The organism is Streptomyces beigongshangae (assembly GCF_019710745.1).
Taxonomy (GTDB): domain Bacteria; phylum Actinomycetota; class Actinomycetes; order Streptomycetales; family Streptomycetaceae; genus Streptomyces; species Streptomyces beigongshangae.
On record NZ_JAHKJW010000012.1, the window covers coordinates 180,211 to 191,242 of the forward strand.

Annotated in this window: 7 protein-coding genes, 3 pseudogenes and 1 CRISPR repeat array; of the genes and pseudogenes, 5 read left to right on the forward strand and 5 right to left on the reverse strand. The window is 67.9% G+C overall.

Features of this window, described 5'->3' with window-relative positions; translation table 11 throughout:
* The first annotated feature begins 107 nt into the window (after positions 1 to 107).
* Positions 108 to 545 (forward strand): hypothetical protein, encoded by a 438-nt coding sequence (locus KM933_RS12265; RefSeq protein ID WP_221351209.1) that lies wholly within the window; start codon positions 108 to 110, stop codon positions 543 to 545.
* Positions 546 to 580: 35 nt separating this feature from the next.
* Here KM933_RS12265 and KM933_RS12270 read toward each other — a convergent pair whose 3' ends face one another.
* Positions 581 to 1,453 carry a helix-turn-helix domain-containing protein gene (locus KM933_RS12270; protein WP_221351211.1) on the reverse strand — a complete coding sequence of 291 codons (873 nt, stop codon included), beginning with the start codon at positions 1,451 to 1,453 and terminating at the stop codon, positions 581 to 583.
* A gap of 237 nt (positions 1,454 to 1,690) precedes the next feature.
* Between KM933_RS12270 and KM933_RS40585 the strand changes: the two are divergent.
* The 3 genes and pseudogenes from KM933_RS40585 to KM933_RS12280 form a co-directional block, all read left to right on the forward strand.
* A pseudogene (locus tag KM933_RS40585) lies at positions 1,691 to 1,795 on the forward strand (HipA family kinase); the annotation flags it as partial.
* An 875-nt stretch (positions 1,796 to 2,670) separates the two neighbouring features.
* Positions 2,671 to 3,004: direct repeats of the CRISPR family, unit length 29 nt; unit sequence GTCGACCCCGCGCCCGCGGGGATGCTCCG.
* Positions 3,005 to 3,586: 582 nt separating this feature from the next.
* A pseudogene (locus KM933_RS12275) lies at positions 3,587 to 4,547 on the forward strand (DUF5655 domain-containing protein).
* 257 nt (positions 4,548 to 4,804) lie between these two features.
* Entirely contained in the window at positions 4,805 to 5,764 is a 960-nt protein-coding gene (locus KM933_RS12280; protein WP_221351213.1) for a PIN domain-containing protein, read from the forward strand.
* 310 nt (positions 5,765 to 6,074) lie between these two features.
* Here KM933_RS12280 and KM933_RS40250 read toward each other — a convergent pair whose 3' ends face one another.
* The 4 genes and pseudogenes from KM933_RS40250 to KM933_RS12300 all read right to left on the reverse strand — a co-directional run bounded on the left by KM933_RS40250 (position 6,075) and on the right by KM933_RS12300 (position 10,664).
* The gene (locus tag KM933_RS40250; protein ID WP_221351215.1) at positions 6,075 to 7,415 is read right to left on the reverse strand and encodes an SPDY domain-containing protein; all 1,341 of its coding nucleotides are present in this window, start codon (positions 7,413 to 7,415) and stop codon (positions 6,075 to 6,077) included.
* Positions 7,416 to 7,468: 53 nt separating this feature from the next.
* Positions 7,469 to 8,590 (reverse strand): DnaB-like helicase N-terminal domain-containing protein, encoded by a 1,122-nt coding sequence (locus tag KM933_RS12290; RefSeq protein WP_221351217.1) that lies wholly within the window; start codon positions 8,588 to 8,590, stop codon positions 7,469 to 7,471.
* Positions 8,590 to 9,846, reverse strand: a pseudogene (locus tag KM933_RS12295) (DNA cytosine methyltransferase). The gene KM933_RS12290 and the pseudogene KM933_RS12295 overlap by 1 nt, the downstream one beginning before the upstream one ends.
* Positions 9,789 to 10,664 (reverse strand): adenine nucleotide alpha hydrolase family protein, encoded by an 876-nt coding sequence (locus KM933_RS12300; RefSeq protein WP_221351219.1) that lies wholly within the window; start codon positions 10,662 to 10,664, stop codon positions 9,789 to 9,791. The pseudogene KM933_RS12295 and the gene KM933_RS12300 overlap by 58 nt, the downstream one beginning before the upstream one ends.
* A gap of 145 nt (positions 10,665 to 10,809) precedes the next feature.
* Here KM933_RS12300 and KM933_RS12305 point away from each other — a divergent pair.
* The coding region (locus KM933_RS12305) for a hypothetical protein (RefSeq protein WP_221351221.1) at positions 10,810 to 11,032 on the forward strand (223 nt) is incomplete at its 3' end.

The window sequence follows — 11,032 nt, forward strand, 5'->3', positions numbered from 1 at the left end:
TCCCGGATTACCTCAGCGGTAATCGACATGATCCCGGTCATCCAGCATCGTGATCGTGCGGAGGATCTGAAAGTCAACCGGACATCACTCACAAGGAGGTCGCTGTCGTGTCAACGGCCGGACTTCGCGCACAATCCAAGACAGAAGAGCTGCCGCTGGTGTGGCTGCGTAGGTTTCTCGCCCTGGACGCGGCTGTCACGGCCGTCAACGGGCTCGCCTACCTCCTGGCCTCGGGACCGCTGGGGCGGCTGCTCGGGGTGGGAGAAGGGCTGCTGCTCGGCCTCGGCGCCGTTCTGGCGCTGTACGGAGCGGCGGTGGGGTATCTGGCCGGCCGGCCGCGGCCGGCGGTGCGGGCGGTCCAGGCCGTGATCGAGACCAATGCCCTGTGGGCGGTTCTCAGTGCCGTCGCGCTGACCGTCTGGTTCGACGATCCCCACACTGCGGGCTGGATCTGGATCCCGCTGCAGGCGGTCGTGGTCGGCGGATTCGCTCTCCTGCAGTACATGGCACTGCGCCAGGTACGCGCGGGGGCCGGCCAGGACTGATCCACGCTCCCCGAGGACGGGCGGAATCGACGACGTCAGCCGACTCCTGGCCCGGCTACCGAGGGCTGAACCGCGTCGACGAGTTCCTGAAGAACCTTGGCCGTCTCCGGGTCGGTCGGGAGGAATGCCTCCACCGCCAACTCGGAGACGGTCACGTCCATGGGCGTGTTGAACGTGGTGGCCGTCGAAATGAAGGAGAGCACCTGCCCGTCGACCTCCACGTGGAGCGGCAACGCGAAAGCGTGGGCGCCGTGGGCGCCGAGGTGACCACTGCCGACGCCCACCACGTCGGAGCCATGACGGTGCGGTGCCGGATAGGCGATCAACTCGTCGTGGAGCCGACGCAGCCCGTCCGAGGCACGCAGCATGATCTGACGTTCGATCCGCTGCAGGAGATGTGCCCGCCACTCGTCGAAGTTGCGGATGCGCGACGCGAGCCCGAGCGGGTGCAGGATGAGCCGCATGGCGTTCAGAGGTGGGGCCAGCACGTGCTCCGGCAGACCGCTCAGCAGGGCCCGCACGCCGCGGTTGGCGGCTACGACATCGTAGGTGCCGTCCATCACCAGGGCGGGGTTCGGCTCGTACGCGGCCAGCAGACTGTCGAGACCCGAGCGCAGGGCCTTCATCGCCGGAGCCGTCAGCGGGGTGTCGGGATAGGCCGGCGCATAGCCGGCGGCCACCAGCAGCGCGTTCCGTTCCCTCACGGGAACGTCGAGCCCCTCCGCGAGACGCAGCACCATGGCCTGGCTGGGTTTGGCACGCCCCGTTTCGATGAAGCTGATGTGGCGTGCCGAGGTTTCGGAACTCAGGGCCAGTTCGAGCTGAGTGATCCGGCGCCGCTCACGCCAGCCTCTGAGCAGGGCTCCTACGGTTGTGCCGTTGCCGGCGCCCCCAATGACAGCAGTCATGGCTCCGACGGTAATGCATGGCCGGTGCCGAGCGCGTGACAGCCGGCCGACGCCAGTCGGCCCACGTGCGTGGATCAGGGAAGCCGTGGTGACGCCGGCACGACGGCTCGGGCACTCGTCCCCCGCTGTCACGCTTGGTTACTATGCTCACTCCATGCCGGAGGCCGGAGGCAAGCGCCGTACCGCGCAGGATCCTGCCGTGGAATGTAAGGCAAAAAAGCTATGGGGTCTTGGAAGATGCTGAGAGAGGTCGTCGCCACCCGCTACATCACGCCCCTCCACTCCGGCGGTTCCGTCCCCGGCGTCGTCGAGGCCGACGACCTGGGCACCTACGTCGTGAAGTCGTCTAGCTGAGGGCGTCGACCTGCGTCTATACGGCCGTTTGTGCTTCTGACCTGCGCTGATGCTTGTTTCAGCGCCTTTCAGGTTCGTCCTGCGTTATGCAGCCCATCCTCTCCACGCGCTCCCCAGCGTTGTTCATTCTCCCCAGATTCTCCCCAGCGTCGGCCGTGCCGTGAGGAGGTGGAGCTGGTCGACCTGTGACACTGCTACAGACACGGTGAGTAACTGACGGTGGTAGGAAAAATGTCGTCCACCAGCAGGTTCTTCGTCTGCTGGTGGTACAGCCGTTGCATGCCTCTGGCCTGTATAGACGCGCTGTCGGAAGGGGAGTTGGCAGGCTCTGGCCCGCGTATGGTCCGGATCTTGGTGCGCGACGCATCGGTAGTGGGCAGTGTCTGCCTGCGGACTGGAGTGGGGCTGCTTTGTATATGGGCGAGGACTCGGCTTCCGTGGTCCCCGCCGAACCACCCTTGTATCGGCGGGGACCACGGAAGCCGTCGCGCGGCACTGAAATTTCGCAGTCGAGGACCTCTGACCCACCGGTGAGAACAGGGGTCGGCAGACATGGGGTGGGGGAAACAACGGTTTGGCGCCAAGGGCTCAGCTGTGTTCTGGGCCGTTGCGCCATCGTTTGACGGTGATGATGCCCATCCCGGTATGAGTGGTCGCCGCGCGGCTGGGCAGGTGGCGTGTCGATCGCATTGGCCGTCGAAGCGAACCCGGCAGTCTGTGCATGGGCTCCCAACGCGGTGCGGTAGACCTGTTGGGTCATGGGAAGAGAGTGTTGGGTAGTAGTTGTGCTGCTCCTCCACGCCGAGGAAAAGCAACTGAATGAAAACAGGCAGCCTGCCTACTAAAGTCCCAGCTCAGCAAGTGTCGACCCCGCGCCCGCGGGGATGCTCCGGTGCTGGAGCTGGACCCGCGGACCGGCTGGGTGTCGACCCCGCGCCCGCGGGGATGCTCCGACCTGTCCGCGATCGTCGCCGACGACAAACTCGTCGACCCCGCGCCCGCGGGGATGCTCCGCGCTACATACGGCTCCGCGCCGCACTGAACGCGTCGACCCCGCGCCCGCGGGGATGCTCCGGAACGCCCGACCCGCCACACGACAGCCTGTTGGTCGACCCCGCGCCCGCGGGGATGCTCCGTCCATGAGCACCAGCCCCGGCCCGGACCTGATGTCGACCCCGCGCCCGCGGGGATCGTCCGGACGACGAACCATGACGCTCGCCGAGCTGATCGTGGACCCCGCCCTTGTGAGGATCGTCGTCTTACCAGGGACGGCCGCGCATCGTCCTGGAGTGGACCCCGCGTCGGCGGAGATCGTCCGTTCGACCTGTCCAGGTTAGTTGCGCACTGGAAGATTGAAGAAGCGTGTATTGCCTGTCCAACGGGACACTCGTCTATTGCTATCTGGGCAGTTTTGGGTGAGTGCTGAGAGAACTGGACGACGAGGAATTAGATGCTTCAATCGCTCACCCTCCGTTCCTGTTCGGGCATCGGTGAAAATGTTGCCCACCTCGCGCACGTTGGGTCGGAGTGAGCGTTTAGAAGGCGCCTGCTCTATCCCCTGGCTTACGGGGTTGACCTGCGTAAACGCAGTCCCCTAGGACTGTCCCCCGAGGCGTGGGGGACGTATGGGGGAATCGCGGATTTCCCTGGTTGGGGGACGCGAGCGCTCTTCGGCTGGGCCGTAGTTAGGGTTTCACGCCTCTTTACGCTTCCGAAGCCTCTCACGGAAATAATCCTGCACCTTCCCGGCGTTGGTGATCTCCGAGCCGAGGGGGGAAAGTGTCGGGCCTGAAGCTGTTTCGCGCGGACACGACGAATGGCGGCATGATCGAGATCCTGCCGCGGCTTGCCGAGATCGAGGCAGATGTGCAGGGTCTTGTCGAGGCGCACATGGAGACGCTGCTGGGGGTGCGGTTCCTGGCGAGCGAGTACGGCACGGGGCCGGTGCACGGGGGCCGGATCGATTCGCTCGGGCTGGACGAGAACGGCTCGCCGGTCATCGTGGAGTACAAGCGCGGTGTCGACGCCGGCGTGATCAACCAGGGCTTGTTCTGCCTGGCGTGGCTGATGGATCACCGGGCCGAGTTCGAGCACCTGGTCCGCGATCGGCTCGGTGCGACGGCCGCGTCCCAGGTCCTGTGGAGCGGCCCGCGCCTGATCTGTATCGCCGGCGACTTCACCCGCTATGACGTGCATGCCGTACGTGAGCACCAGCGGTCGATCGATCTGGTCCGCTACCGGTTCTTCGGCAGCGACCTGTTGGGGCTGGAGACCGTGGCGTCGGTGAGCGGCGGAGTGCCGGCAGCGCGCCGCTCACGCCAGCAGGCGGTCGTTCGGGTGGCGGCGGCCGACGTTCAGGGCGCGTCGATGGTGGGGTTGGCGGACGCGGTGGACGAGGCGCTGCTGGGGCTCGGGGACGGTGTNGTCGATGGTGGGGTTGGCGGACGCGGTGGACGAGGCGCTGCTGGGGCTCGGGGACGGTGTGAACCGCGTGGAGCGCAAGACGTATCGGGCGTATCAGCGGTTGCGGAACTTCGCGTGTGTCTGCCCGCCGCAGCGCAGCAAGCTGCTGGTCTATCTGAAGGTCGATCCTGGGCTGGTCGACCTCGTTCCGGGATTCACCCGGGACGTGTCCGGACTGGGGCATCACGGAACGGGTGATCTGGAGGTGCAGTTGCGTACGCCGAGGGACGTGGAGCGGGCGCAAGAGCTGTTTCGGGCGAGCTACGCGGCAGCGTGACGGTGCCACAGCGTCTTGGCCGTGAGCATCGGGCGTCGGGGCTTCTCCCTTCGACGGGCGGGCAGTTCGTGGCGGTGGAGCATCAATGATGCGCGGGATCGCCGGTTTGGGTAACCGACGATCCCGCGCTATATGGCCCCGCCGATGGCTGGTGATGAGCCCGGTGCCTGCTGGTTCTCGCCTTGGTCGCGAACTTGGCACCGCCCGCTCCTACTAGTTTCAGGGCGTTCCGCCCCGTGCCCTGGCACGATCAGTTCATGCTCATCACTCCGCGGCCCGGTGCCCACCGAGACAACATCCTCAGGGCCCTTGCGCAGGTTCGCCAGGACGCATCGAACCTGCGGAGTTCTGGCTCGGCCAACTACGAGGGGCTGCTGCGATATCTGGATTGGGTCACCGTCGCCGCCCGGATTCTGCAGGATCAAGTCAGTGATAAGGACGTTGAACGCCTCGTCCAGACCCGCCGGTACTACGCCCTCCTCGGGGCCTGCGGCACCATGGCCGGCACTAGTCAGCAGCGGCTCGTCAACGGGCTCGTCCATCAGGAACTCGACGACCGCGTGGGTGCTCTCGACGCTGCGGTGGAAGCACTTGAGGAGCACATTCGGCGCTGGTCGGGGCCGGGGCAACTCGCGGTGGCCGATTCGAGTTTCTACTGCAACAGCCCTAAGCCCCTCGCTGACACCGATCTGCACGTGGTCATGGGCCTGCCCACCGATGAAGAGATCCTCCTGCTGTTTCCGATCGTGGTGGTCGACGAACTCGACCGGCTCAAGGAGACAGGTGCCGACCACCCCAGATGGCGTGCGGGTCACACGTTGGGGCGCCTTGATGAGGCGATCACCTCAGGAGCCACCGGCATCCTGCATGGTCGGAAGCCGGGTGAGGGGCAATCCGTCATCGAACAGGTCACCGTGGAGATTGTGCTTGACCAGCCGGGGCACACCCGTCAGCCGATCGACGATGACGAGATCATCGAACGTGCCGCCACGATCCAGGCCGTTGCGGGCCGCGACGTACGTCTACTGACATGCGATACAGGGCAAGCGACCCGTGGCCGTCTGGCAGGGCTGCCCGTGACCAAGCTGCCGAGCAAGGCGGGAACTGGCGACGAGCCGCCCCGTCGCGGCAGTCAGCCACGCGGCAACGGTACGCGGGGACAGCGGAAGAACCGTAGGGAGGCTGAGGTCTTCCGCGATGGACAGGACGAGGTGTAACGGCCTTGCTCGATCCCGCGTGATCGCCGAGCGAAGTGGCGAGCAGGGTTCCCTGCCGGAGGCATTCGGCAGCCCGCGCAGCCAGCGGGCCCGTGTCCTCTACGAGGCGCTGGAGCAGGTGGCGTGTCAGCACGCGGCGCCCGCCGGGGATCAGTTGATGGAACCAACCTCATAAGACAGCACAACTACGCCGCGCCTCTAGGGTCGTTGTCAGTGGCAGTCGCCATGATGACCGGATGGCGACAACGGAGGATGCTCCAGCGTTGTTAGGAGGGTGCCAGCGGGCGAGCGTGCGAGCGGGGCGGTGAGGTCAGCGTATGCGGCCAGCTGCGGGGCCGGCTGCCGCTGGCGGGACGGTCGGCGCAGTGATGCCGGAGTTTTTTCGGTGTTCGGTGCGGGTGGTTCGTGTCTGGCGGGTACCGGTGCCGTGGGCGAGGTCCTCGGTGAGGGCGGCCAGGAGCGGAGCGGGGGTGTAGCGGGAGGCATGGATGGCCCAGGTGGGGCGGTCGACGTCGAGGCCGGCCCAGAGGGTCCAGGTGGGGAGGTGGATGCGGGGGTCCTGGGCGGCGAAGACATCGAACTGCACGCCGGCGTCGCCGTGGGGTGTCTGCCAGCGGATGTGGCGTCCGTCGATGGTGTGCTTCCAGCCGGCGTCGGTGAGAGACCGCGTGGCGGCGGAAACAGTCCGCTCGATGACGGGACTGCCCAGCGCGGTGTCCCAGGCGTCGCCGTGGGCGAGGCTGATCAGGAGGGACTGGAGCAGGGGATCGGGAGTGGCGGCGGTGAGGGTGAGGTGCCACATGCGGTCGGAGACGGGGGTCTCGTAGGCGGCGAAGGTCCAGGCGGTCTCACGAGGATCGGGGTCGTGGACGAGGTGGGTGGTGTGATCGGACCAGGTGCGCCACTTCGCCCATTCGCGATGTTCGTTGACGAACGCTTCCAGGGTGGCGTCGGGGTCGGCAGGGTCGGCGGCGTAGGCCGGCACCGTTTCGATGCGGGGGAGGGTCGGCTCGGCTTCCACGAAGGCGGCGGTGCGCAGGGTGTTGAGGGCTTCGTCGGCCTGGCGCTCGACGTCGGTTGGCGTAGGAGGCCCGGGGCGCATCGCGTCACCGTGGACGCGGTCGAACGCGACGAGGGCCTCGGCGGCCGTAGGGAAGGAAGTCTCGACGGTGCGCAGGTGATTCTCGCCGTGCAGGACGACGCTGCTGCCGTCCCGGTAGCTACCGACGGCCTTGGTGGTCCAGCCGTCGTGGGCATGGGCGTGGACGATGAGCCGGCCGTGGCGGATGTCGTCGTGAATTTTCTGGGCCTCGTTGGAGACCTCACGGATCTCGCTGCGTGTGCACCAGCTCATGGGGTAGTCGGGCCAAGTCCACTCCTCGTTGATGGCCTCGCGCAGCTGGGGCGTGATCTCTACGGTGATGCGCTCGGCGGTGAGCGCATCGGCGGCCCGCTGCGCCCAGTACGGCTCCTCGCGGTCGATGCGGGCCATGACCAGCGTGTCGGCGGAGACGGACTCGAAGCCGCGCACACTCAGGTGCGCCTGGGCGATGTGCCAGGCGCTGCCGGTGACGGTGGCGACGACGGCACTGGGGTGGTGGGGGTGGGTGTTGAGGCCGACGTGCGCGTTGATGGAGGGTGCGGTGCTCACGGGGGCGTGGTCTCCTGTGGCTGTGAGGCCGGGCGGGGGCGTGCTGGGCTGCGTCAGCGGGGTGTGTGGGTGGCGTGTGCGGCCGTGGTAGTCGGCGGGCTGGCACGAGGAGCGGACGCGGGACGCGGTCGCTGCGGCGGGACTGCTCCGGTGGCGTGCTGCCAGCGGGTGCGGACGGCACCGAGGTCGGCCAGCGCCCTGCGGGCGCCGACGACGAGCTGGAACGGCGTGTTCGCCAGGTCATCGGTGTAAGTCCTGATGCGGCGGGCGGCATTCGCGGCGGTAGCCAGCAGGGAGCGCCGCAGGATGCGCTCGCCCCAGTGCTCCAGGGAAGGAGCCGACCGGGCCAGCAGGCGCAGGATCTCGCCTGGCTTGCTGCCGTCGTCCAGCAGGCCGTACTGCTGGGCTTCCCACAAGACGGTGACGGGGTCGACGGGCTCGTGGCGGCGATCGAGGGCGGTAAGGCATCGCCACAGCCCGGCGTGCAGGGGCTGGGTGAAGTCCCCGGGCAGCAGCCATCGTGCCGAGCCGATGTCCGCGGGCCGGGCGGCGGCCGTCGCGAGCAACGCCTGCTCCTCCTCTGCCGCCGCATCGTCGTGCTCGGGTGCGGGGCCGGGCGGGGGCAGCGGGGTGCGGGACAGGAGGCCGGCGCGCGGTGGGAAGCGGGTCGCGATGTTGTCCACGGCCGCGGCGAGGGCGTCGGCTTCGGCGAGCACCGTGTGGACGGGGTGAGGGAGGGAGGTGTCGTGGACGCTCTGCAGGAGGCGTTCGGCGCCGACACGCAGACGCCGTTGGGCGTGTTCGGCCTCGATCATCCGTGCGTAGGCCGGCGCGTGCTGCGGCTGGGGGCAGACCTGGATGAGGGCGTGCAGGTAGGGGGCGGTGAGGGCGCGGGCCTGTTCGCGGGCGGTGGCGAGAACCTGGTTGAGCCACGTCGTGTTCGTGGCGTGGGTGTTTTGAGCGGGGGTGGGGAGCACGGTGATGGCGGTGAACACGGCGGTGTGCTCGGCGGTGGAGAAGGAGCCAGCGGTGATGTTGGTGAGGGTGTGGCGGCGGTGCGGTTCGAGGAGGAGAGCGCCGAAGAGGGCTTGTTCGGCGTGGAAGACCGCTCGTGGTGCGGGGACAGTATCGGGGGTGAGGTGGTCGTCCTGGCCGAGATTGGGAGAAGGGGGCATCAGGCCGCCAGGGTGAAGTCGTCCGGATCAAGGGGGGCCTCAAGGTGCGGAGCGAGGAGGTGGGCGGCGAGCAGCGGGGGGACGGCATTGCCGATCTGGGAGAACTGCTGGCTCTTGTTCCCGGACCAGGGGTAGTCGGCGGGAAAGGTCTGCAGGACTCCGGCCTCGCGGGCGGTGATCCGGATCGGTTCCGGCACCGCGGGGGACTCATCGGTGGGCGGGCTCTGGACGGGCTCGGCGATCCAGGTGCATTCGTTGGAGCGGTGGCCGAAGAACAGCGTTCCTGCGGGCTCGTCCAGTGTCCGGACGGTGGCCTTGGCCTGGTTGTTGCTGCGCAGGGCCCACCTCCAGCGGGCGGCCGTGCCGGAGGTGGAGCCAGGGGTTGCGTCCGCGGGGGTGTTCCGTGGCAGCCACAGTCCGCGGTCGCGCGCGGTGATGAGGCTCTGACGGGAGCCGGAGGGGAAGGGCTCGGGGCCGCCGCCGGGCCCGCCGCCGACGCACACGGTGGGCACGGGCCGATCGGTGGCGCCCCAGCCGAGAGCCTGGGCCATGCTCACCCATCGGGCGCGCCCCGCACCGAGCAGCGACTCGGGCTCGGCGACCCGGGCGTGCGTGGGAGGCGGCGGCTGGGCGGTACGGACGCGGGAGGCGAGAAGGATCGCCCGGCGTCTGGTCTGAGGGACGCCGTAGTCGGCGGCGTTGAGGATGCCGGCCCACACCGAGAACCCCCAGGCGCGCAGGACGGCCGCGTACTGCCGTCACAGCGGCAGCACGTCGGGCACCTCCTCCATGGTCACCCACTCCGGCTCGCCCGCCTGGTGCAGGGCGTGGAGGTAGCGCATGGGCTCGGCGGCCAGCAGGGAGCGCGGATCCCGGCAGGCGGCCAGCAGCGCGGCGCGGGTGTCGCGTCCGGCGGCGAGGTCGGCGACCGCTTGGTGCACGAGCGGCTGGTCCACCAGACCGAGACGCTTGCCGGCCATCGACCACGCCTGGCACGGCGGACTGGCGATCAGCCCCCGCGTGCGGCCCACCCACGGCCACACCGGATACAGCGCCACATCCGTCTGCAGCGTCAACAGACCGGCCCGGGTCCGGGTGGTGCAGGCCCACTGGTCCCACTCCAGGCCGACGTCGCGGACCCCCAGGACGGCCAGGGCGTGGCTCCAGCCGCCCGGACCGGCGAACAGGTCCACCACGGTCACGAGGTCAGCCCGAAGTCGTCCTGCGTCAGCCCGGTGTCCGCCTCCCCGCGGCATGCCCACGGCGAGCAGCCGTCCACCACCCCCAGCTCCGCCTCGTCCGCATCCGCGGAGTCGGGCAGTTCGTGCTGGCGCGCGGCCCATTCCGCGGCGGTGACATGATCGATGGGCGCCTGGTCGAGAGGCACGCGGGAGCGGTGTAGGAACGCCTGTCCCAGCAGCGGGTTGCCGCTCGCGTTCGCCCGGGCGTTCCCTGCCCGGATGGCGGCGTCGAATTCCACGACGTCCTGCCATTCTTCCGGGTTGGTATCCCGGATGTTTCTCCACTGCGCATTGCCATGGAACGGGCAGCCCAGACAGCTCGACTTCGGTGTGCTTTCGAGGCCGATGGAATCCAGGTAGCGCGTGGCATCCGTGCGTGACCAGTTGAGGTCGATGAGCGGGTGCCGGTTGCGCATGTAGCGGACGTCGGCATCCTTGGCGCGATGGAACTCGTCGGTGGATATGCCGACCCACTGTTCAACGAAGATCCCGTTCGGGATGCGCTGAGGGTAGGGGTATCCGAGGAGTTCCCGGATCTTCTTCTTGATCGGCTTGATCTTGTATTCCCCGGTGCACTGGCGCCTGGTCATGCCCTGCTTGCCGTCCTGGTTGAGGATGTAGAGCGGCATGGAGGCGAACCGGTGATCCGGGTCGAGTGCGTCGTTGCGGATGTTGCCGGAGGACACCCGGAGGATGGGTATCCCGGCGGGTGTGGCGATCTCTCTTTCGAGCCGGTCGAGATGGGCGTAGACAGCTTTGGGTTCCCATCCGGTGTCGGCGAATATGGCGTAGTCGACCTTCGGGAGGATTCCCTTAGCGGAGAGGGCGAGCATGGCACTGGACTGAATGCCTGCGCCTCTGTCACCTTTTCGGGGCTGTTGCGGTCTTGCTCCTGGGCGGAGGGTCGGTGAGTCAGGTCCGCCGTGGTGTTGTGGCTTCGGTCGGGAGACGGCGGACGTTCGCTGGGAGGGACCGGCCTTGTCGCAGCTCGGCGAGTTCGGTAGTGAGAGCGTGGATGACTTGGGCATAGATCTCATTTCGTTCGGCAAGTTCGCTGTTGTGCTCACGCAGCCTTCTGTTCGAGGCTTCGAGGTCGCCGACTTTGGCCTGGAGGTTTTGGAACGCGGCAGGAATTCCATTGACGCTTTCGCGGGCTGCTTCGAATTCCTGTCGCAGGTCGGGGTGTTTGTGGGTGAGGACC